Origin of the sequence: Nonlabens sp. YIK11 (assembly GCF_001413925.1) — a bacterium.
Classification (GTDB): Bacteria; Bacteroidota; Bacteroidia; order Flavobacteriales; family Flavobacteriaceae; genus Nonlabens.
In genome coordinates this window covers 972,548-993,907 of the sequence record NZ_LBMJ01000001.1, presented here as the reverse complement: position 1 = coordinate 993,907, position 21,360 = coordinate 972,548, and the positions used below count along the sequence as shown (strand labels likewise).

Here is a 21,360-nt window from a genome sequence, read left to right as displayed (position 1 = left end):
AAACTCCTATTGAATGAATACCAAAACATACGTTGACCAACATAAAGACAGATTCACTAATGAACTCGTCGATCTTCTCAAAATACCGTCCATTAGTGCAGACAAAGCCTATAAGGACGACGTCATAAAAACAAGCGAAGTAGTAAAAACTGCTCTTGAAAAGGCAGGATGTGACCACGTAGAGATTTGCGATACACCTGGTTACCCTATTGTTTATGGAGAAAAGATTATCGATAAAGATTTACCTACGGTTTTAGTCTACGGTCATTATGACGTTCAACCGCCAGATCCTATTAATTTATGGGACAGTCCTCCTTTTGAACCTGTCATTAAAAAAACCGACCTACATCCTGACGGCGCCATATTTGCCCGCGGCGCCTGCGACGATAAGGGACAAATGTACATGCATGTCAAAGCCATGGAGTTCATGACGGCTAATGATGCTTTGCCCTGCAACGTAAAATTCATGATTGAAGGTGAAGAAGAAGTAGGTAGCGAGTCACTCGGTTGGTTCCTAGAACGCAATCGTGAGAAACTGGCTAATGATGTGATCCTTATTTCTGATACCGGAATGATTTCAAAGGAAACTCCTAGTATCACAACAGGACTGCGAGGCTTAAGTTATGTAGAGGTAGAAATTACGGGTCCTAATCGCGACCTGCATTCTGGTTTGTATGGTGGCGCGGTGGCAAACCCCATCAATATATTATGTCAGATGATCGCTTCACTGCATGATGAAAACAACCACATTACCATTCCTGGTTTTTACGACAAGGTAGAAGAATTGAGTAAGGAAGAACGCGCCGAAATGGCTAAAGCTCCATTCTCTCAAGAAGAATACAACAAGGCGCTCAACATAGCCTCAGAACATGGTGAGAAAGGCTACACCACTAACGAGCGTAATAGCATACGACCAACGCTGGATGTCAATGGCATTTGGGGTGGTTATACCGGTGAAGGTGCTAAAACCGTAATCGCAAGCAAGGCTTTTGCGAAGATCTCCATGCGCCTGGTTCCAAATCAAAACTGGAAAGAAATCACAGAACTTTTTAAAAACCACTTTGAAAGCATCGCTCCAGAAAGTGTTACCGTAACGGTAAAACCGCACCATGGTGGTACGGCCTACGTTACGCCTATCGACAGCATAGGTTATCAGGCCGCCAGCGCTGCTTATGAAGACACCTTTGGGAAAACACCAATACCACAACGCAGCGGTGGTTCCATTCCTATCGTCGCGCTGTTTGAAAAAGAGTTGAATTCCAAATCCATTCTGATGGGCTTTGGGCTGGACAGCGATGCGATTCACTCGCCTAATGAGCATTTTGGTATATGGAATTATCTGAAAGGTATAGAGACCATCCCACATTTTTACAAGCATTATGCAGCGATGAAAAAGTAATGTCATTTTACTCTTTGAAAAAGTCCCATGACTTGTTAATGGGATTTTTTTATTTACGCTTTCGCGAAAGCGTGACTTAAATAAAACAATTACAACTTACCTAGCTTTGTGCGTTCTGGTAATTACATATCTAATATCATAGATGTCTGTACTAGCGGTACAGGAAACCTTAACGAGGCCACCGTTTGCTTGCCATGTCCCCAAGGTGTAGGCGTTGAAAGAACTTAAATAAAAGTGTTCCACATCCTTACCTTTTGACAAAACAAAGTCCCTTGTGTAAATCTCATTTACTGGGGCACCAATGTCTATAGCTATTGTCAGTCTAGATTCTGTGGTGGTATTAGGCCTTGCTTTAAATTCAATAACGATATTGACTCCATCGCCATTTCGGCCAGTTATACTTTGACTTGCCGAGTCGTAAAATGTAGTCACATCTATAGGCTTCTGAGTATCCCTTATCGTACCAGCATTATTAGGAAGCGTCACACGATTAGGTGAAATGCTTGATGAAATGTCGCCGACGATAAATGGGTTATCTGTATCATGGATGGTATCGACATAATCGGCCCAACCAGTAAAATCGTTTGCTGCGCTAGTACCACCTATTGCTACCCATGCAGTACCATTATAAAATGAAAAACTTTCCTGATCGATATCATAAACCAAAAGTCCGGTCGCTGGAGTAGCGATGGCTGTTTTTTGGGCGGTAGTGAGTCTCGGCATAAGCATCCCACTATTATCAGACTTAACTTCAAGCATCGCACTAGGGTCTGGTGCGGCTGTATTGATACCTACCTGGCTAAATAGAGAATAAGTCCCTAGCAGGAAAACAAAGAGACAAATTTTGAACATAGGGAAGGATTTACCTACGAATTTAAATGAAATAGTATGTAAAATGTATCATTTAATAAATTTTAAGTGTTACATAGATGAAATACATCTTTTTCTGTCCTTAAAAGTGTATTTCATCGATTTTATTTAAAAATAGTTTTTTGAATAATTTTTATTAAAAACCAGGTTTGTTGGGTAAAAGATTATCAAATTCACAAAACCCTACATCGACACATCGTAAGCGTTTCAGGATTGTAACATTTTAAATGGAGCGAAGTCCTATTAAGGAACCAACCATTCACATCATGTTACTAACACAAGAGTATCGCGCGCGGTGGTCGCCGGCTTCCAAGATTTTTTTCAGATTCTTTTTTCTATTCTTTACGGTCTACATCTTGTTCATGTTTGGGCGGATTTTTATGGACCCCATTCTATCATGGATAGGACGCACCATTTTTGAAACGAACGGCAGGCTGGAGACTGTTTCTACCGGTAGCGGCGACGATACGATGTCATGGTTGTCCCTTTTTCTGCAAGCCGTCGTGGCCATTACCGGTACTGTTGTCTGGACCGCCATTGATTACAAAAGGCCTTCTTACAATCAACTGCGATATTGGTTTATCGTGGCGCTGCGCATCTTCTTGATATTCTTTATGATTACCTACGGCATGGTAAAAGTGTTCAAGATCCAATTCATGGATCCTTCACTGCTCAGGCTTTTACAACCTGTGGGCGATATGTCGCCTATGGGACTGGCCTGGACCTATATGGGACATAGCAATGCTTTTAATGTCTTTGTTGGTTTTGCAGAGGTTTTGGGAGGTTTGCTACTCATTCCCAGACGCACGCAAACGCTGGGTGCGCTCATCGTTACTGGCGTTATGACGCATGTGGCCGTGATGAATTTTACCTATGATATTCCTGTAAAGATCTTCTCGGTTCATCTGGTGCTCATGGCGTTGTTCATTTTCCTGACAGACAGCCGGCGCTTTATAGATGTTTTCTTTAAAAACAAAGCCGTCAAGAGCTATGAATATTACAATCCAGCAGATGGTAACACATGGAACAAAATTGTGATCTATTTTAAATGGATTGCTACTGGATTGTTGCTGGTGGCATTCTCCATTGGTGGATTCATAGGCGAGCATAGCCTAGGCCACAAAAGGGACAAGCCAGATTATTATGGCATCTGGGAAGTGCAATTGCATGTCGAGCAAGGTGATACTCTTATGCCGTTAACCACGGCAACGGGTCGCTGGCGGTATTTGATCTTGGACAACGAGAATATGGCATCCATCAAAATGACTAATGACAGTATCGAGTCTTATAAATTTGAACTGGACAGTACCAAAACGAGGATTAAGATGTATCCGAAAGATTCAGAGTTGGATGGCTACAATATAACATTGAGATCCATGGATTCCACCAACATGAGGCTGCAAAGCTCGCGTGATAATGATTCTTTGATCGTAGACCTTAGGCTTAAGGACTTGAAAAGCTTCCGTTTGTTGAATCGTGGTTTTCACTGGGTGAATGAATATCCCTATAACAGATAGTGCGAGTTCGCTTTCGCGAAAGCGAAATACATCAATCTCTAGGTAAATTGCGAATACCTGTAGACCTATCGGTGTTATTGTACACTTAGGTTTTCTGAAAAAATTACCACAGAGTCTGTACCAGTACCCGTCAATCGGTTGGTGAAGACCTCGATCCTGTCGCCAGGTTGCATGGTAAGCACTCCTGTGAGAGCGACATTTTGGATTTGAGTGTCATTATTGATAATAACCGTACTATTTGTCTCCGTCGCGATAACACCATTTTTTGCAATAGCAAAAGCATAAAAATCACCGGCAGCATTTACCACTCTTACACTCAAGGAAACGTTTACCTTAACCGTTCTTCTTTTTTTACCTTCATAAATCAAATCATTGTTATTGTCCTGTGCGGCAAATCTGAAAAGATCACTAGCAACAAAATTGCTACTGCTTTTAAGCTGTACAGGCGTATTATTAGATATGGGTTGTGTATATCCAGTGGTCAAGGTCCCATTGTAATAAAAATTTGCTGTGGCGTTTTGATCAACCTCAAGCGGTATTCCAGAGCAATTGACATTCCAGTCTTTGGTGAAGTTATATCCCGTATAGCTACCTGTTGTATATCTATTGACCAACGTCCCATCACCGACAAAACTAAGCTGTGCCAGTGTCGCGTCATTAACGATAGTAGGATTTGAGCTCACATCAATACCAGTCTCGCCAGTACCTGCCTCAATACGACCACCATTCATCTGCAGGTTTTCAAAAGTTCCCGTAAATCGCATAAAGGTTCCAGCGTTAGAAGCCGACCAAAAAATATTACTGACAAAGAAGTTATCAATGTTATCTATGGTGAGCCCATCTGCATTTGAAACATATTGTGTGACGCTTAGAAACACTGTACCTAAACCACTCAAGGTTCCAACGGTGCTCGCACCTGCAATGACGGTATTATTAATCAACAACAAATCTGTTGCGGTACCGGTGATGTCAAAGAGTTGCTTGCCGTTACCTGACAAGGTCAGGTTGCGCAAACCACCACCACTGGTCCCTTCAAATAGACTAACGCTGGAATTATTTACAAGTATATCTTCTGAAGAATCTACTCCTTCTATATAAGCGCCGTTCAAATCAATCGGGAAATCAAAAATGATGGTCCCATTAATCTCATAAAGAAAATCTGTGTTTAATACATATTTAGATCCACTTCCTGCGGTAAGCTCCTCAGAGAGGTCTGCAATAGACTGGACCAGCTTGTAATTGGTTCTTTTTTTTATTGGATCCAATGACGACCAGGAGTCACCTTCATAAAAGAAAAAGCTATTATCGTTTGTATCATAAACTAACAACCCATTGGCTGGTGAAACAATAGCTTGCCTTTGGGTAGTAGTCATTCTAGGAGCCAGCATTCCTTGAGTAGAAGAACTAATATCCAACAAAGCCGAAGGGTCTGGCATTGCCGTACCTATTCCCACTTGTGCGAACGAAATGACAAAACACAGAAAGCAAAAGATGAATAGGGACTTTTTCATAAATGCATATTTTATAAACAATTGCGAACCTTTTTAGTTTCCACTGAACTAATATACATTCATTTAACTGTATATTCATTATTTAGACTTATAATTTTACCTTTCATCTTGTTTTTTAAACACTTTATCTATTTATAGGTTGGGTATAATAGTTTTTAAACATCATTAAGCTGTTGAAATAGGTATATGGTTAAATTATTTATCTCTTATTCGGTATACTGGAAGCAGAATTACAATCTTTCACCTCTACACTTGTAGAATCAAATTATTATTCTACATTTGTAGAACATATTCTAAAATTGTAGAAATGAAGTTGTCAAAATCTGAAGAGGAATTAATGAATGTGCTTTGGAAACAAGAAAAAGCCTTTATGAAAGATTTGCTTGATGCTTATCCAGAACCCAAACCTGCCAACACGACTATTGCTACCATGCTCAAACGCATGACCGATAAAGGTTTTGTTGGATATGATCTTTTGGGGAACAGCCGCCAATATTATGCACTGGTAGAAAAGAGCACCTACTTCTCCAAACACGTGAACGGTCTTATCAAAAATTTCTTTAACGACAGCGCCTCACAATTCGCGTCCTTTTTTACTAAGGAAACCAACCTGTCTCAAAAAGAATTGAAGGAACTCAAGAAGATTATCGATGACCAAATCAGAGATCAATAGCCATGCAACACTTCTTAATCAATAGCTCTGTTTGTTTGTTCAGCTTATGGCTGGTGTACAAACTGTTGCTGGAAAATACGAGTTGGCATCAATTCAAGAGGTTTTATTTCCTGGCAGCCATCATCATTTCGGCCATAGTTCCTTTTGTGGTGGTCCGTACCGTAGTGGTTCCTTTAAATTACGGACCTGCACCAGATTTCACTACCATGGAATTGAACCCTGATACCATTGTAGAAACTGGTTTTACAATGGATTGGAGCTGGATCTTATGGGGTGCTTATTTGATAGGAGTTTTGATTATGGGTTACAGGTTTTCAAAAAACCTGTATGACCTACGCATCAAAACCACAGATGAAGTCACCACTTACACCTCTTACAAACTGATTTTAAGGGAATTGGTTCAGGTGCCTCACTCCTTCTTCAACAGTATCTATGCTTCAAAGAAGGATTACCACGCAGGCGATATTCCAGATACCGTACTACAGCATGAAAAGGCACATCTGGATCAAAGACACAGTGCCGATATCTTATTTATTGAACTTCTTATTGTTTTGTTTTGGTTCAACCCATTGTTGTATCTGGTCAAATATTCCATGAAGCTAAATCATGAATTCCTTGCAGATCAAGCGGTGCTTTCCAGTGGCGTACCCACAAAAACATATCAAGAAACATTACTCGCCTATTCGTCCAGCAGTCAACATCGAGCGCTGGCCAACACCTTTAATTTTCCCATCATCAAAAAAAGATTTACCATTATGAAAACACACACCACCACCGCCAGCGGACTCTTAAGAAGTCTTGCTATTGTACCTGTCCTTGCTTTACTCGTTATTAGTTGCGGGCAGGAAGAAGTCATGGTAGAATCCTCTAATAATGATGTAAAAAAGCTAGAAGATTCTAGGATTAAAAGCGATTCAATACCTGATGCAGTTATCTTATCTGAACCTACACTTGTTTATCTAAATGGCGCTCAAAATTCGGGTACCATTGAGCTAGATAATCAAGTGTATTACTACAATTTGAAAGAAAAAGGGATGAGTCTTTACAATGAAAAAGGAGATAAAATGAAACATACAAAAGACTTTGGTTTTGTTCCATTTGCACTTTGGGAGGCAGAGACCAAATATTCTGATTTACTCAATAATGCAGAAATCGAAAATTATTTTATTCAAGGTAAAGCTTGGGGTTATTCAAAAACTGGTGATTATTTTAATACATACAATGAGTTTAAAAATTTAGATACAAGCGATACTTACATTTATTACATAAAAACAAAAGAAGATAAGTATGCCTTTTATTTTTGGCCTAAAGAAAAAGTGAAAGAAACTTCTGATAAGGTATTGTTTGCTCCAAATTTCAATATTTAAAGATGATAGCATCGGTTTCCTTTAGCTTAATCTTTAATCACTCGAAGTAAGAATCATGCAACACTTCTTAATCAATAGCTCGGTGTGTTTGTTCAGCTTGTGGCTGGTGTACAAACTCTTGCTGGAAAATACGAGTTGGCATCAATTCAAGAGGTTTTACTTATTGACTTCGCTAGTCGTTTCGGTGATGGTACCATTTCTTGTAGTGCGCACGGTAATTTTACCGGTGCAAACAGCAATTCCCGCGATGGAATTCACAGCATCGGAAATACCAACCGAAGTGGTAGAACCTATTGCCGCAGCTCAAGAATCATTCACTGTAGATTGGAGTTTGATCGTTTTAGGCTTGTATCTCTTAGGCGTTGCGATTATGGCTGCGCGACTAACGCGAAATCTCTATAACCTGCGCATCAAGAAAACGGATGAATTGTCAATTTATAATGACCACAAATTGGTTTTGCGTAAGGATGTAGAAGTGCCACATTCCTTTTACAATCGTATTTATATCTCTGCAAAAGAATACAGATCAGGCAAAATACCTGAAGTGGTTATGGAGCACGAAATGGCGCACCTAGAACAACGACACAGCATTGATATATTATTAATGGAATTTTTGATCGTCGTCATGTGGTTCAACCCTTTATTGTACTTGATCAGGTTTTCCATCAAGCTCAATCACGAGTTTCTAGCAGACCATGCTGTACTTGCTAAAGGCTATCAGACAAGTACCTATCAAGAAACCTTGCTTGCCTTTACGGCAAGATCGCAATACCAAACCATCACCAACACTTTCAATTTTCCTATCATCAAAAAAAGATTTACGATTATGAAAAGTCATACTTCAAACGCTAGTATGCTAATGAGAAGCATAGTTGTTATTCTAGTCTTGGCCTTGCTGGTTGTAGGTTGTGGTAAGGAAATCACCGTCAAATCACAAGATAGCAATGAAATAATTCGAGAATCTAATTTAACTTCTCAGGACACTCTTAATGAAGAAAAAATATCTCTGGTACTGATTGATCCTGTTGCAGAAAATAAGAGCACTACCTTAAAAAACAAAAAGTATCGTTACTCCATAAAAGACGATGATATAATTTTTTACGATGAAAATGAAAATGTTTTTGACATCGCCGATATAAACTACAGACCTATTTTGGGTTCCTATAATTTTGAGTGGCCAGATGCAGAACGAACTACGGTAGCCAATATGAATCTTTTACAACAAATAGTTTATAAGATGAACAATGAAGTCCGTACAAATAAAACTTTTCTTATAGACGATCAACCTTATAATTATGAAGAAATGATGCGTCAATTGGAAAATATAGATGAGGCCAGTCTTAATATGGGAATTGGTAAAAGAGAAAAATGCATAATCTCTGTTGATACCAAGAAAGCTGGATTTTCTAAAAATTATTCAAATACCTTAAAAAATGTAGATGACTACTTTAACATCTACCTAGCTGAACTAGAGAGAATAGAACAGACTCATAATTAAGTGTTCCTGGATTTTACATCTATTTCAACTGAAAAACATACGGAACATTTCATTTCAAAATAATAAGACAATCAAAATGATGTATTCAAATAAATTAAAATCAAGTAATTATACTCTCAAAATAGCAAATCGTTTGATTTACGCTCTATTTGTGATAACTATTTTAACAGGGTGCGAAAACAAACAAAAAGATTTCGAACAATTAGAAAGTCAAGTCGAGAAAGAATACAAAAAAATTAAAAAGTTAAGCTATGATGTGCAGAACATAATGCATTTCGCCGACGGCACTATCTGGGATAATCAAGGTAGTGCCATCATTGAGAGAGATGAAAATGATGAAATATTTGGATTTTCGTTTTACGGAATAAGAAATGATTTAAATAGAGCATTGGTTTATGATAATGGAGAAGCCTTTCAATTATACAACCAAGATAAAAAGATTCGTATTGAAACTCCAGATTCACATTTACTTGGTACGCCTGGTGGTCAGATGATTTACGAAGACATTTTCAAGTTAGAAGAAGAGTATCAAAGCGTTGATCTAGTCGAAACAGACAGCACTTACCATGTCAGATATAAATTTGCGGATGACACTATATACAATAGCACGGAAAGGACAAAAGAGTTAATTCTAAGACATCATGATTTACTTCCAATTTACGTAAAAACAGAAGTCCAGCCAGAGGTAGGAAACAAATTTCAAAGCATTTACAAATTCAGCAATTATAAACTTAATGATAGTGTTCAAAGTTCAATTGAAAACAAAAAAAGAATACTGAACGAGTATGAACCAATAGTATATGACGAGCCAGCACCAAATCCTATTATTGGTAAAAAAATACCCGAAATAACTTTACCCAAGCTATTTGAACCAGAAACACAATATGCGCTGAATCAAAAAAAATTGACATTGATAGACTTTTGGGAAATATGGTGTGGTCCATGTATTCAATCATTTCCTAAAATTCAAAATCTAAATGATACCTATAGTGATAATTTACAGATAATTGGTGTAGTTACCGAAGATTATGACTTTGCTCAAGATCTCGTTAAAAAACGAAATGCAAATTTTCTGAATCTTAGAGGTAATAAAGATTTGAAAAAGGAATTTAGGGTATTCGGTGTACCTAATTATTTTTTAGTAGATGAGAAGGGCATTGTTCTACATCAATATGTGGGATATACAGAGAAAATTGAAAGCGATATTAAAGAGTATTTGAGCAAACAGATCAAAAGCAAACCAAAAGTTATGATGTGAGAAGGTTCGATAGCTTTTTTAGCGATTTGTAATGCTGATTCCGATACATCAAGTCAATATTTGATTCGGTAATTGCTCGTTATTTATCTAAATGAACGCTCAATTCCGATATAGGCAATCCAATTTTGCGTCAGCAAATAATAATTAGTAATTATTCCAAATCATCCATGTAACATTTTACCGCCTAGAGCGTTATAACCTCCTAACTTAATGTTTTCATGCAATCATTTTTCATTTTTTGTAGCGGTGCAGATGCAGATCTGCTGGATAAGTGTAGCGCTGGAGAGCGCAACAAATACGCCGGTATAGGCGCTACCGTTTTCTTTACCGCGCTCATGGCCTTTTTTGCCTCGGCCTACGCGCTATTTACCGTTTTTGACAGCTATCTGGTCGCTACGGCTTTTGGCCTGGTTTGGGGATTGTTGATTTTTAACCTGGATCGTTATATCGTTTCCACACTTAAGAAAAGCGACAAGAAAATCAACGAGATCTGGCAGGCGACGCCACGTATTTTGCTGGCCATCATCATTGCCGTGGTGATCTCAAAACCTCTCGAACTCAAAATGTTTGAGAAGGAAATCGACCGCGTGCTCCTTGCCGAAAAGAACGAGATGACCCTCGAGAATCAGGAGCAAGTAGGATTACTGTTTGCTGCTGAGGAGTCCGCTTTCGCGAAAGCGATACAAGATCTAAAAGACGAGGTCACCAACAAAGAGGCCGAAGTCGAGGCGCTCTATGCCACCTACATCGCAGAGGCTGAAGGTACCGCGGGAACCAACCGCCTAGGGAAAGGACCGGTCTACAAAGAGAAGCGCGACAAACACGACGCAGCCCTAGCCGAATTACAGGCACTGAAACCCGTCAATGCAGAAAAGATCCTGGCGCTGGAAACCCAGCTCGCCGAGGTCCAGGAACGTGAAGCAGCACAGTTACTCGCTACCCAACCCATCATCGATAACTTTGATGGACTCATGGCACGCATTAGTGCGTTGAACAAATTGCCGTTTTTGATTTCGTTCTTTATTTTCCTGTTGTTTCTAGCGATCGAGACCTCGCCCATTATTGCAAAATTACTCGCTCCTAAAGGTGAGTACGACTTCAAACTGGCAGAGCGTGAAGAACTGGTCAAATCATGGGTCACCCAGCAAAAGCAACAGCAAACGGTCATGGTGCAAACCGACCGCGACCTGAACAATCGCGTCTATGCGGACATAGCCGATGAGGAAGAACTGTACAACTACAAGAAGAAAACCGCACGCCAACTCATGCAAAAACAAGCCGATGCTTTTTATGAAAAGCAGAAAGGAATTTTGGGTTAGACCAAAAGTCAAACTTTTTAGAAACATGGCTGTAAGATGTATCTTGCAGCCATGTTTTTTTTACCCAAAGATCTAGACGACTACATCGTCAACCACTCACAGGATGAACCGCAGATTTTAAAAGATCTGACCCGGGAAACGCATTTAAAGGTGCTGCAACCCATCATGTTGTCTGGTGCTTATCAAGGTCGCGTGTTGAGTATGATCTCGCATTTGCGCGCTCCTAAACGTGTTCTGGAAATCGGTACGTTTACGGGTTATTCTGCGATATGTTTGATGGAAGGCATGCCGTCTGGCAGTGAATTGGTGACCATCGATATCAATGAAGAATTAGAGGATTTTGCGGGCAGATATTTTTCTCGCTTTCGCGAAAGCATAAACCCTAAAATCACGGTGCATCAAAAAATAGGCGATGCCACCCAAATCATCCCGCAACTTGAGGGAACTTTTGACCTGGTCTTTATCGATGCCGACAAACCCAATTATGTCACCTACTTGCAACAAGTGATGGAAAAGGTGAATTCTGGATCCTTGATCATTTCTGACAATGTCCTATGGCATGGAAAAGTAGTGGAAGAAGTACTGCCTAAAGACATTTCAACACCTGTATTGCTGGAATATAATAGACTACTTAAGGAAGATCCCAGATTGCAAACGGTGCTCCTATCCGTACGTGATGGATTAACGCTTTCTCGTGTTCTGTAGCACGTCAAAGAGAAATAGCGTCAGCTTGTAAAAAGCATAGCCGGTGAGAAGCCCGACGATCATTCCCACGGTGACATCTGCAGGGTAATGCACGCCCACAAATATTCTGGAAAGCGCAAAAACGATGGGCCAGATATAAAAAAGATAATACCATTTGCCGGGTTTATAATGCTGCAGCAATAGCACCACAATTGTCGTGGCTGCAAAACTTACGGCACTATGACCCGACCAGAAACTAAAGTTTTCTGGCTTTTGCAGAATGTTGATGCTATCCATCAACATGGGTTCATTGTTAGGTCGCAGGCGCTCCACATTGTTCTTGACAAAATTGGTACACCACAAGGTAAAAACAGCAGTGGTCAACACCATGCCAATGCTGGCCAATCCTTTGCGCCAAGACATAGATTTGTAGAGTAAATAAAAGAAGAAAAGGTAAAGCGGTATCCAGTGTTCTATCTGGGTAACAAACAGCCAAAAGTCGGTAAACCTACCTATCCAAAGACCATTGATAAAACTGAATATGTCACGATCTAACTGGACGAGTTCTTCCCACATTAGAACTTGCGTTTGATGGATCCAGAATCTTCAATCTGATCCTTGACTTGCTCAATTTGTTTGGTGATTTCCTTGATATCTTTTGAGAAACCATGCTCATCGGCAGATTTAGTGATCTCATTCTTGATATCGTCAGTGGCATTGCGCACGGTATTCATAGCCTTTGCGATACCTCGAACAATTTCGGGTAGCTTATCAGAACCAAATACCAAAATAATGACCAATCCTACGATCATCATTTCTGGCATGCTTATAAAAAGGGGCAATGAAACCATGATGCAAATATACGATCCCAGCAAGATCTTAGATATTCAAAAGCGTTAATTAAGGTAGGTAATTAAAAGTCTCTACCGTGGTTTGAGTGCCGGTTGCCGTAGTGGACGATACGGTTCTAGAACTGGGAAAATCGTCTTCCTGCAAGGTGTAATCGTAAGACACAAACCTACCATCTACAGGTGGACCGTTGGAATTGAATCGCTCTTCCAGCGTTGCAGGTAAATACCTGGTATAGGGAACGAACTCTTCAAAAATCAAAAACCGTATCACATCGTTCATGTCCCTAAACGGATTGTTGTTGAATAGATAGGTAAGCTCTGTAGTGGATTCAATAGAGTTTCCTGTTGGTCTCAAGTCGTTAATGCGCTCCACATTGAAGTTTTGCGAGTACACGTATTGGGTTTGATCAGTAGCAGTTCTGGAGCCGTTAGTGGCAACATCAAAAGTTCTAACGAAGTTGATCCTGTTTTGAAAGTCAATACTTAATTCCTTTTGCTGTACGGTGGCATCTGGGAATGTTGTAGTCAAGGTGATGAGGTTATTATTATAATCCAGCGTATTGCTAGTCGTTTGACCGTTCTGTACTTTCTCAAAGGCTATCAACCGATCATTAATCGCATACGTCATGTTATAGAGGACATTTTCCATGCCCGAGAACGTGATCTGCCTGATTAATGATTTCTCATCATAATCAATCTCTATTTCTTGAATCACGGTAGCCGCATCGTCTTCTATTGTGATGCCCTGCAATCTCACAAGATCATCTACAGGCTCAATGACTTCGACCAGCTCGTCATCACTCATGATATCATCATCACAAGCAACAAAGCTTAAAGCCAGAAAACTAACCGCGATATAGAAAAAGTGTTTTCTCATAACGTACAAACATAAAAAAGCCAGATTCATTGTAAATCTGGCTTGATAATTATTCCATGAGAATTTTTAGTTCTTCATTTCTTCGAACTTGTCTACTGTGGCTTCTTGCGGCCATGCATTGTTAGACACATCAATATCTGCTGTCTCAAGATCTGGATCGATAACGATTTTAGTGATCTCCTTAGCAGAACCTTTAGACAAGGTCACTTGCTTATCATTGTATCTCCAGATTTCTGCTGGGTGCGTTACTTTTTCAGTAGTTCCATCAGCATAGGTGTATTCTAGAATGATAGGCATAACCAATCCACCTGGTTTATCAACAGTGATTTGGTAGAAGAACTTAGGGTTTTTAAGCTGTGCTCTTTCTTCTGGTGTGAAGTTATCCATCAAGTATTCTTTCAAAGCAACCGCATCTTCTTTAGGGTCTTGACCGTCCATTTCGGCTTTGTAGTCTTCAGAGTCTTTTTTGACCATGAATACCAAACCTTTGAATCGCTCAAGTGGTATGTTGCGTTCTGCCGCTAGTTCTTTCATTTCAGCATTTACTTCATTGGAAACGTAGTATTGATCAACACCACCTATCGCCATATCTGTATATTGAGTGGAATAGAACCAACCTCTCCAGAACCAGTCTAGATCCACTGCACTGGCATCTTCCATAGTACGGAAGAAATCCTCTGGCGTTGGGTGCTTGAACATCCATCTGTTGGAATACTCACGGAATGCGTAGTCAAACAAGTCTCTACCCATGATCGTTTCACGTAGAATGTTTAGACCCGTAGCAGGTTTCGCGTAAGCGTTAGAACCAAACTGATAAGTGTTCAAACCTTTGGTCATAATTGGTGCAATATAACGCTGGTCACCGCCCATGTAAGGAACGATGGCTGCTGCTGGACCGCGACGTGATGGATATTTATCAAGATCTGTGTCACCTTTAAGGGCTTCTGGATAGCTTTCGCCAAAATCCTGCTCTGCTACATACTGTACAAAAGTGTTCAAACCTTCATCCATCCAAGTCCACTGGCGCTCGTCAGAGTTCACGATCATCGGGAAATAGTTGTGTCCTACCTCATGAATAATTACGGAAATCATTCCATACTTCACACGGTCAGAATAAGAACCGTCTGGCTCTGGACGACCATAGTTCCAACAAATCATAGGATATTCCATCCCTTGATTTTTAGCGTGTACAGAGATCGCCTTGTGGTAAGGATAATCAAAAGTCATTCTTGAGTACGACTTCAGTGTTTGTGCAACGGCATAAGTGGACCATTGTTCCCATAGAGGATTACCTTCTGGCGGATAGATGGAAACTGCCATCACATCGCTCTTTCCTACTTTTACGGCCATAGCGTCTGCAATGTATCTTCTAGAAGATGTCCATCCAAAGTCACGTACGAAGTCTGCTTTTAACTTCCATGTTTTGGTAGTTGTTGTGGTTTCTGCACTTCCTTGAGCAAACTTTTCAGCTTCTGCTTGTGTTCTAATAATCACAGGCTTCTCATAAGACTTCATCGCTCTTTCATAACGATTCATTTCTTCTTTGGTATAAACATCCTTACGGTTGGTCAATTTACCAGTACCGTCTAACCAGTGGTCAGAAGGAACAGTGATATTCACTTCAAAAGAACCGAATGGCAACGCAAACTCATCACGTCCCCAGAACTGGCTGTTTTGCCATCCTTCAACGTCATTATAAACTGCCATACGTGGATAGAATTGAGCGATAACATAAGAGCGGTTCCCATCAGGAGTTTGCTCATAACCACTACGGCCGCGACCGTTCACGTGATCGTTAATGTTGTAATCCCATTCAATATCAAATTCAAAATCGTCTCCAGACTCTAATGGTTCTGGCATCTCTACACGCATCATGGTTTGGTTGATGGTGTATTTTAAAGGATTTCCTTTACTGTCCAAAACCTTGGTGATGTTGAAACCACCATCAAATGGCTGCTCCAAGAAGCTACCAGTAAACCCGGCTGGAGTTGCATAAGGATCGATTCTTCCACCTTCAATCAAAGGGGTTTTACTGTCCTTGGCACGCATATTTTGATCCAGTTGTACCCATAAATAGCTTAGGACATCTGGAGATTTGTTAGTATAGGTAATGGTTTCATAACCGTATAGGTGATGGTTTGCATCATCCAGGCGTACGTCCATTTTGTAGTCTGCGCGCTGTTGATAGTACGCAGGACCTGGAGCACCACTGGCGCTACGGTATTCGTTAGGAGTTGAGAACTCCTGATACATTTGACGGAATTTGTTCTCGTTGTAGTGTTCTGGTGCTTTTTCTTCGGCAGGTGCATCTTGTGCAAAAGCGCCAAAAGAAATGAGCATCATACTCATGAACAAAAATTTAATTGCTTTCATTAATTGGTGTTTTTTTCTAATTGCTGCTAATTTAAGAATATTGGGATCGAATTATGGTATCCCTTTAAAAGTTTACGCGATCTGTAGGCGTATCCATGCTGTTAAGCAGTGATTTACGCTGGCTGCCCATTTTGAAATGCACGAGGTTTTTTTGCTCGGGAAAAAGTTCGAACAAGGCCTTGTAGCTCACCTCAACAGTCTTAGGCTGTTTTGCGGCCGGTAATTCTATGTAGATGATAATTTGGTCGGCATCGTATTCTGCGCCTATAACGGTAGGATCTGTGGTAGTTCCATCGGCCTTAACACGCAGTCTGCTATTGATGTAGCGGTTCAAAATCGGTTTGAGTTGTTCAAGACCATCGGGATTTCCCAGCGTGACCTTTTTATCCATGCGTTCATTAAGAACATCTTCCAGGTCATCAATAAAAAATCTAGAAACCATTTGCAGGGCCTTACTTTTCTCATTGTATTTCACGTTGGAAACAGACAGATAATATTTGTGATACTGTTGGGTGATTTCGCTTTCGCGAAAGCGAGAATCCTCAACAACCATGGGTAAATCAAAAGCCTCCTTGATTGTGGAAGCAGTGCTTGCAAGGGCACCAAAAAGAACCATGATCATTACGGCTACTTTAGTCAATTTCATAGGATGTGTATTCAATTATGGCGATTGCCAATATATTTTGAGCAATAACAATGCCTAAAAATGAACCTTTTATTCTTTTTTAGCGATCCTTTTCTTGAATGTAGTCGCCTGCTCATCCAGGAATTGCAACAATTGAAATTCATTTTCTGGCAACAACATGGCTTTATTCAAACCTTTTTCTTGGGCGAATACCATGAATTCAAAAAGTTTGTCTTCTGGAATGTCAAGGTAATCCACAAGATACTCGGTGCTGTACTCATTTTGAAGCAGCGTCTCTTTGAATCGGGTTTCTTGTTTGCTAGGTGCGTCGACAGATAGGTCAACGTTGCGCAATGCGCCTTCAATCAACAAACCACCTAGCAAGCCCACAAGATTGAAGGAGTTGTATCGCAGCTGGCTCTGATTGAACGCTGTATTTTCCAACGGGATTTCTTCTGGCTGGCGTATACGGTCAGAAAAAGTGTTCTCGATGCGGTCTACGGCGGCAACTCTTATGTTGCGCTCGCTTACCTTGTCCAGTCCAGTTTCAGGCATTTCAGTCTTCTTAACCGCGACTACAATCGACTCATCTGTCACAACGACTTCATCCAGCAAGTTGACGCCTTGGGTAAAAACGAGCTGGGTTTTTCTGTTTTCCACCGTGGTTTCTGTCACTGTTAAAGTAAATGGATCGTATTGCAAAGCGCTAAAGGACAATTTGTCGCCGACGCGCACATCCATATAAAATTTTCCATCCAGATTAGTCACCGTACCTTCTAAGGTATTCCCATTAAAAATGGTGATGCCGTCCAGCGGTTCTTTAGTCACGCCTAAGATGGTTCCTTCTATCTGGACGCGATCCTGTGCGAACGCAGCGCTGGTCATCAATAAAAAAAGTAAGAGATATTTCATGGGATGGGATTAAATACTAATATAAAGTTATAAAGAGTGTGCCGTGCATACTGCCTGAAAATTGTTAAATACCTTTGGTTAAAACCAACTCATCGCCATGAGAAATATGATTGTTGCCAGTACCTCGACGCTTTATGGCGGCGGCTATCTGGAGTATCTGACACCTTTTCTTTCCAAAAGATTAAAAGCAGCATCTATCAAAGAGCTTCTTTTCATTCCTTTTGCCAGACCTGGTGGCATTAGCCATGATGATTATACCAGTAAGGTTAGGGCTGTTTTTCAAACAATGGATGTGAACGTAAAGGGTGTTCATGAATTTGAGGATCCCATTAAAGCCATTCAAGATGCCCAAGGAATCTTCACTGGCGGCGGCAACACTTTTCAATTAATCAAAATGCTTCACGATTTGCAGTTGATAGAACCGTTGCGCAAAGCCATATATCAAGGTATTTTTTATCTGGGAACCAGTGCCGGCAGTAATATCTGCGGGCTCAACATAAGAACCACCAATGATATGCCGGTCGTGCAACCTTCCAGTTTTAAGGCCACTGGAGCTTTGGCTTATAATATCAATCCGCATTATCAAGATCCTATTGAGGGCGATCAGCACATGGGCGAGACTCGCGAGCAACGCATCAATGAATTTCACATATACAATCACATTCCAGTCATAGGGCTGCGTGAAGGTAGCTTTATCGATGTCCAAGGAACGACCGAAATCCTTAAAGGCACGCTCAAAGCCAGGCTTTTTCAGGCAGGAAAAGCACCCATAGAAATTGAACCAGAAACCGATTTTGCAACCCTTAACTTAAACCACTAAATTTATCTAGACACCATGAACACAGACAATATCCAACATAAACAGAACGACCGTCGCGGTATTTTTTACCTCAAACAAGACGATCAAACCATTGCAGAATTGACCTACTCACTGGAAGATGGCGTGATGACCATTGACCATACAGAGGTACAGCCAGAACATGAAAATCAAGGTCTAGGCAGCAAAATGATTGAGGAGAGTTATGCTTACGCGAAAGCGAACCACTTAAAGATCAATCCGCTATGTCCATTTGCCGAAGTCGTTTTTGACCAGCATGAAGAATGGAGTGACGTGCGCGTGGGATGAATCTAAATTTTGAAACCGAAAGATTGTTGTTGCGTCCTTTTGAAAAAAGGGATGCTTCTCATTTCTACCTCATGAACAATGATGAGGAAGTGATGAGATATACTGGCGATGTACCCTTTGAATCCATTGCCGCTGCAGAGGATTTTATTGAAGATTATACCAACAATCCAACGGGACAAATTCAAAAATATCACATGGGACGCCTGGCAGTACTTGATAAAATATCCAACAAGTTTGTTGGGTTTTGCGGCATCAAAACACACGAGGCATCACAGATTACAGACATAGGCTACCGACTGCTCAGATCCCAATGGGGAAAAGGGTATGCTACCGAGGCTTGTCACGAAATGCTGAAATTCGCCTTTGACCACCATCAAAAAGATCAAATCATCGCTCATGTACATGAACAAAATATTGGATCCCAACGCGTGGCAGAAAAGTTGGGGTTTCAGTTGGACCATCGATTTTTATGGGATGGATTATTGCCTGGACGTTATTATAAATTGACTAGAGATGCCTATTACAATTAAGGAAATTACGGCGTTAGAAACCTACAGCGTGCGCCACGTTGTTTTACGAGTAGGGCGACCACTGGAAGAATGTGCATTGGATGGCGATGATCTTTCAACCACCTTTCATTTAGGTGCTTTTGATGGTGACCTGCATGTAGGCGTCGCGACCTTTTTGAAATCGGAAGCTGTGGATTTACCCATAAGTTTCCCTGCAGAAACCACGTATTATCAAATGAGAGGAATGGGCGTTGTACCAGACCATCAAGGAAAAGGCATTGGAGCATACTTAGTGACCCAAGGCATCCGTCGTTTGAAAGAACTAAATATTGATGTCCTATGGTTCAATGCACGCATCAAGGCCGTGCCATTTTATGAACGTTTAGGTTTTACCAGTTATGGTGAGCCGTTTGAGGTCAAAAACATAGGCACTCATTATAAAATGTATGCAGCATTATGAGACTTTTATTAGCATTATTCTGTTTTTCAAGCTTCCTAACTACCGCTCAAATCACTCCAGCAGTATTGACTGGTCAATCTGCAAATCCATCCAACTCGTTAGAGAAAGAAACACAGATTGCGTTGAAGAAAATGCAGGCAGCAGCGCTTAAAGACGGTATAAAAATAGAAGTGGCTTCTGGATACCGCAGCTTCAATCGCCAGCGTCAAATCTGGAACGGTAAGTACTCAAGGTATCAAGCACAAGGCCTAACACCAGATGCCATTTTTGATAATATCGTAGAATATTCGACAGTTCCAGGAACATCCAGACATCATTGGGGAACGGACATGGATTTGATAGACGGCAATGCCAAGTACACTGGTTCTGTTCTTGTGACCGATAAATTTCACGGTGATGGTCCATTTTGTAAATTAATGGATTGGATGGATCAACATTCCACGGAGTATGGTTTTGAATTGGTTTATACCATGAATAATAACCGTACAGGTTTTGAATATGAACCTTGGCATTATAGCTATGCTCCAGTTTCCAAAAAATACCTACAGGAATATCTGAATCAAATAGACTTCATCAAGTTTCTACGCTCTCAAAATATCATGGGAATGGATGACATAAGTGATGCCAGGTTAGAACGTTACTACAAGGAACATATTCAAGGGATTAACGCAGAACTATTTTAAGAAAAAGAGTAAATTTAAATTCTAATCTATTTTATATGAAACGTGGCTCTGGTACCATAAGACTCTTCATAGGCCTAGCCATTGTGGCTTTTGCCGTTTTTAAATTTTGCTCTAGTGAGACCACCAATGAATACACAGGTCAAAAACAATATGTAGATCTAACCGTAGAGGAAGAAATAAGCATGGGATTGAGTGCCGCGCCCAGCATGATGCAGCAACACGGTGGATTACTTCAAAATCAAGCTGCTCAAGACCAATTGGATCGTATAGGTTATCAATTAGTACAAAGTAGCGTTGCTAAAAACAGTAACTATAAATGGGACTTTCATTTGTTAGCAGATGACCAAACCATCAATGCTTTTGCATTACCCGGCGGCCAGTGTTTTATTACTGCGGCATTGTATGCACAACTTGAAAATGAAGATCAGCTTGCAGGTGTGATGGGCCATGAAATAGGACACGTAATTGCAAGACACAGCGCAGAGCGCATCCAATAACAAGGACTGGCTAATGGTGTCATTACTGGTGTTTCCGTTGCTGCAGAAGGCGGCGGCGAGGCCGCTCAAGCGATCGCCCAGATGCTTACCATGAAATACGGTTGTGAAGATGAATTACAAAGCGATGAACTAGGCGTCAAAATGATGATTGATGCTGGTTATAATCCTTACGAGATGATAGGCGTTATGGAAATTCTTGCTGCCGCAGGCGGTCCTAACCGAGTGCCAGAATTCCAATCCACACATCCAGATCCAGAAAATCGGATCCAGAAGATTAAGGAAGCTATAGAGAAGTATCAGTAGAAAGAGGCAGGAGAAAAATTTAACGTCGGGTCGTGTATTGCCCTGAAT

At 40.7% G+C, this 21,360-nt stretch carries 21 protein-coding genes and 1 pseudogene; 14 read left to right on the top strand and 8 right to left on the bottom strand.

Annotation, left to right across the window (positions count from 1 at the left end; translation table 11 throughout):
* Positions 1-13 precede the first annotated feature (13 nt).
* Positions 14-1,399: a dipeptidase gene (locus tag AAU57_RS04455; RefSeq protein WP_055411777.1), complete on the top strand. Its 1,386-nt coding sequence runs from the start codon at positions 14-16 to the stop codon at positions 1,397-1,399.
* Between the two features lie 96 nt (positions 1,400-1,495).
* On the opposite strand, the gene AAU57_RS04450 is transcribed toward AAU57_RS04455, so the two are convergent.
* Entirely contained in the window at positions 1,496-2,251 is a 756-nt protein-coding gene (locus tag AAU57_RS04450) for a hypothetical protein (RefSeq protein ID WP_055411776.1), read from the bottom strand.
* A 380-nt stretch (positions 2,252-2,631) separates the two neighbouring features.
* Here AAU57_RS04450 and AAU57_RS04445 point away from each other — a divergent pair, with 380 nt between their 5' ends.
* Complete coding sequence (locus AAU57_RS04445; protein WP_197275388.1) at positions 2,632-3,786, top strand: DoxX family protein; 1,155 nt, start codon at positions 2,632-2,634, stop codon at positions 3,784-3,786.
* Between the two features lie 74 nt (positions 3,787-3,860).
* On the opposite strand, the gene AAU57_RS04440 is transcribed toward AAU57_RS04445, so the two are convergent.
* Positions 3,861-5,297 (bottom strand): hypothetical protein, encoded by a 1,437-nt coding sequence (locus AAU57_RS04440; protein ID WP_055411774.1) that lies wholly within the window; start codon positions 5,295-5,297, stop codon positions 3,861-3,863.
* Positions 5,298-5,604: 307 nt separating this feature from the next.
* Here AAU57_RS04440 and AAU57_RS04435 point away from each other — a divergent pair, with 307 nt between their 5' ends.
* The 6 genes from AAU57_RS04435 (at position 5,605) to AAU57_RS04410 (ending at position 12,117) form a co-directional block, all read left to right on the top strand.
* Positions 5,605-5,970: a BlaI/MecI/CopY family transcriptional regulator gene (locus AAU57_RS04435; protein ID WP_055411773.1), complete on the top strand. Its 366-nt coding sequence runs from the start codon at positions 5,605-5,607 to the stop codon at positions 5,968-5,970.
* Between the two features lie 2 nt (positions 5,971-5,972).
* Positions 5,973-7,337 (top strand): M56 family metallopeptidase, encoded by a 1,365-nt coding sequence (locus tag AAU57_RS04430; RefSeq protein ID WP_082438542.1) that lies wholly within the window; start codon positions 5,973-5,975, stop codon positions 7,335-7,337.
* A gap of 55 nt (positions 7,338-7,392) precedes the next feature.
* Positions 7,393-8,835, top strand: coding sequence for a M56 family metallopeptidase (locus AAU57_RS04425; protein ID WP_082438541.1), 1,443 nt, complete (start codon positions 7,393-7,395; stop codon positions 8,833-8,835).
* A 76-nt stretch (positions 8,836-8,911) separates the two neighbouring features.
* A complete protein-coding gene (locus AAU57_RS04420) occupies positions 8,912-10,093 on the top strand; it encodes a TlpA family protein disulfide reductase (RefSeq protein ID WP_082438540.1) in 1,182 nt (393 codons plus the stop codon).
* Positions 10,094-10,311: 218 nt separating this feature from the next.
* A complete protein-coding gene (locus AAU57_RS04415; RefSeq protein WP_055411769.1) occupies positions 10,312-11,412 on the top strand; it encodes a DUF4407 domain-containing protein in 1,101 nt (366 codons plus the stop codon).
* A gap of 51 nt (positions 11,413-11,463) precedes the next feature.
* Complete coding sequence (locus AAU57_RS04410; protein WP_055413671.1) at positions 11,464-12,117, top strand: O-methyltransferase; 654 nt, start codon at positions 11,464-11,466, stop codon at positions 12,115-12,117.
* On the opposite strand, the gene AAU57_RS04405 is transcribed toward AAU57_RS04410, so the two are convergent.
* The 6 genes from AAU57_RS04405 to AAU57_RS04380 form a co-directional block, all read right to left on the bottom strand.
* The gene (locus AAU57_RS04405; protein ID WP_055411768.1) at positions 12,094-12,672 is read right to left on the bottom strand and encodes a phosphatase PAP2 family protein; all 579 of its coding nucleotides are present in this window, start codon (positions 12,670-12,672) and stop codon (positions 12,094-12,096) included. The two genes, AAU57_RS04410 and AAU57_RS04405, sit on opposite strands and share 24 nt — an antisense overlap.
* Positions 12,672-12,947, bottom strand: a complete 276-nt coding sequence (locus AAU57_RS04400; RefSeq protein WP_055411767.1) for a twin-arginine translocase TatA/TatE family subunit — start codon at positions 12,945-12,947, stop codon at positions 12,672-12,674. Before AAU57_RS04400 ends, AAU57_RS04405 begins: the two co-directional genes overlap by 1 nt.
* 49 nt (positions 12,948-12,996) lie before the next feature.
* The gene (locus tag AAU57_RS04395) at positions 12,997-13,824 is read right to left on the bottom strand and encodes a DUF4595 domain-containing protein (RefSeq protein ID WP_055411766.1); all 828 of its coding nucleotides are present in this window, start codon (positions 13,822-13,824) and stop codon (positions 12,997-12,999) included.
* A gap of 66 nt (positions 13,825-13,890) precedes the next feature.
* Positions 13,891-16,197 carry a M1 family metallopeptidase gene (locus tag AAU57_RS04390; RefSeq protein WP_055411765.1) on the bottom strand — a complete coding sequence of 769 codons (2,307 nt, stop codon included), beginning with the start codon at positions 16,195-16,197 and terminating at the stop codon, positions 13,891-13,893.
* A gap of 64 nt (positions 16,198-16,261) precedes the next feature.
* Complete coding sequence (locus AAU57_RS04385) at positions 16,262-16,843, bottom strand: DUF6702 family protein (protein ID WP_055411764.1); 582 nt, start codon at positions 16,841-16,843, stop codon at positions 16,262-16,264.
* Positions 16,844-16,912: 69 nt separating this feature from the next.
* Entirely contained in the window at positions 16,913-17,734 is an 822-nt protein-coding gene (locus AAU57_RS04380; protein WP_082438539.1) for a carboxypeptidase-like regulatory domain-containing protein, read from the bottom strand.
* Positions 17,735-17,831: 97 nt separating this feature from the next.
* Between AAU57_RS04380 and pepE the strand changes: the two genes are divergently transcribed.
* The 6 genes and pseudogenes from pepE to AAU57_RS04350 all read left to right on the top strand — a co-directional run bounded on the left by pepE (position 17,832) and on the right by AAU57_RS04350 (position 21,312).
* Positions 17,832-18,554, top strand: a complete 723-nt coding sequence (pepE, locus tag AAU57_RS04375) for a dipeptidase PepE (protein WP_055411762.1) — start codon at positions 17,832-17,834, stop codon at positions 18,552-18,554.
* Positions 18,555-18,569: 15 nt separating this feature from the next.
* Positions 18,570-18,860, top strand: coding sequence for a GNAT family N-acetyltransferase (locus AAU57_RS04370; RefSeq protein ID WP_055411761.1), 291 nt, complete (start codon positions 18,570-18,572; stop codon positions 18,858-18,860).
* Positions 18,857-19,390, top strand: coding sequence for a GNAT family N-acetyltransferase (locus tag AAU57_RS04365; protein WP_055411760.1), 534 nt, complete (start codon positions 18,857-18,859; stop codon positions 19,388-19,390). The genes AAU57_RS04370 and AAU57_RS04365 overlap by 4 nt, the downstream gene beginning before the upstream one ends.
* Positions 19,374-19,829, top strand: a complete 456-nt coding sequence (locus tag AAU57_RS04360; RefSeq protein ID WP_055411759.1) for a GNAT family N-acetyltransferase — start codon at positions 19,374-19,376, stop codon at positions 19,827-19,829. Before AAU57_RS04365 ends, AAU57_RS04360 begins: the two co-directional genes overlap by 17 nt.
* On the top strand, positions 19,826-20,512 hold the full coding sequence (locus tag AAU57_RS04355; RefSeq protein ID WP_055411758.1) for a M15 family metallopeptidase: 687 nt from the start codon (positions 19,826-19,828) through the stop codon (positions 20,510-20,512). The genes AAU57_RS04360 and AAU57_RS04355 overlap by 4 nt, the downstream gene beginning before the upstream one ends.
* Before the next feature lie 35 nt (positions 20,513-20,547).
* Positions 20,548-21,312 (top strand): annotated as a pseudogene (locus AAU57_RS04350) (M48 family metalloprotease).
* Positions 21,313-21,360 lie beyond the last annotated feature (48 nt).

What these genes read in the sequence shown, in the direction of transcription:
- pepE (WP_055411762.1), top strand. Translation starts at nt 17,832, where the DNA reads ATGAGAAATATGATTGTTGCCAGTACCTCGACGCTTTATGGCGGCGGC.
- AAU57_RS04420 (WP_082438540.1), top strand. Translation starts at nt 8,912, where the DNA reads ATGATGTATTCAAATAAATTAAAATCAAGTAATTATACTCTCAAAATA.
- AAU57_RS04435 (WP_055411773.1), top strand. Translation starts at nt 5,605, where the DNA reads ATGAAGTTGTCAAAATCTGAAGAGGAATTAATGAATGTGCTTTGGAAA.
- AAU57_RS04385 (WP_055411764.1), bottom strand. Translation starts at nt 16,843, where the DNA reads ATGAAATTGACTAAAGTAGCCGTAATGATCATGGTTCTTTTTGGTGCC.
- AAU57_RS04415 (WP_055411769.1), top strand. Translation starts at nt 10,312, where the DNA reads ATGCAATCATTTTTCATTTTTTGTAGCGGTGCAGATGCAGATCTGCTG.
- AAU57_RS04370 (WP_055411761.1), top strand. Translation starts at nt 18,570, where the DNA reads ATGAACACAGACAATATCCAACATAAACAGAACGACCGTCGCGGTATT.
- AAU57_RS04425 (WP_082438541.1), top strand. Translation starts at nt 7,393, where the DNA reads ATGCAACACTTCTTAATCAATAGCTCGGTGTGTTTGTTCAGCTTGTGG.
- AAU57_RS04430 (WP_082438542.1), top strand. Translation starts at nt 5,973, where the DNA reads ATGCAACACTTCTTAATCAATAGCTCTGTTTGTTTGTTCAGCTTATGG.
- AAU57_RS04400 (WP_055411767.1), bottom strand. Translation starts at nt 12,947, where the DNA reads ATGGTTTCATTGCCCCTTTTTATAAGCATGCCAGAAATGATGATCGTA.
- AAU57_RS04405 (WP_055411768.1), bottom strand. Translation starts at nt 12,672, where the DNA reads ATGTGGGAAGAACTCGTCCAGTTAGATCGTGACATATTCAGTTTTATC.
- AAU57_RS04395 (WP_055411766.1), bottom strand. Translation starts at nt 13,824, where the DNA reads ATGAGAAAACACTTTTTCTATATCGCGGTTAGTTTTCTGGCTTTAAGC.
- AAU57_RS04450 (WP_055411776.1), bottom strand. Translation starts at nt 2,251, where the DNA reads ATGTTCAAAATTTGTCTCTTTGTTTTCCTGCTAGGGACTTATTCTCTA.
- AAU57_RS04365 (WP_055411760.1), top strand. Translation starts at nt 18,857, where the DNA reads ATGAATCTAAATTTTGAAACCGAAAGATTGTTGTTGCGTCCTTTTGAA.
- AAU57_RS04390 (WP_055411765.1), bottom strand. Translation starts at nt 16,197, where the DNA reads ATGAAAGCAATTAAATTTTTGTTCATGAGTATGATGCTCATTTCTTTT.
- AAU57_RS04355 (WP_055411758.1), top strand. Translation starts at nt 19,826, where the DNA reads ATGAGACTTTTATTAGCATTATTCTGTTTTTCAAGCTTCCTAACTACC.
- AAU57_RS04455 (WP_055411777.1), top strand. Translation starts at nt 14, where the DNA reads ATGAATACCAAAACATACGTTGACCAACATAAAGACAGATTCACTAAT.
- AAU57_RS04445 (WP_197275388.1), top strand. Translation starts at nt 2,632, where the DNA reads ATGTTTGGGCGGATTTTTATGGACCCCATTCTATCATGGATAGGACGC.
- AAU57_RS04380 (WP_082438539.1), bottom strand. Translation starts at nt 17,734, where the DNA reads ATGAAATATCTCTTACTTTTTTTATTGATGACCAGCGCTGCGTTCGCA.
- AAU57_RS04360 (WP_055411759.1), top strand. Translation starts at nt 19,374, where the DNA reads ATGCCTATTACAATTAAGGAAATTACGGCGTTAGAAACCTACAGCGTG.
- AAU57_RS04410 (WP_055413671.1), top strand. Translation starts at nt 11,464, where the DNA reads ATGTTTTTTTTACCCAAAGATCTAGACGACTACATCGTCAACCACTCA.
- AAU57_RS04440 (WP_055411774.1), bottom strand. Translation starts at nt 5,297, where the DNA reads ATGAAAAAGTCCCTATTCATCTTTTGCTTTCTGTGTTTTGTCATTTCG.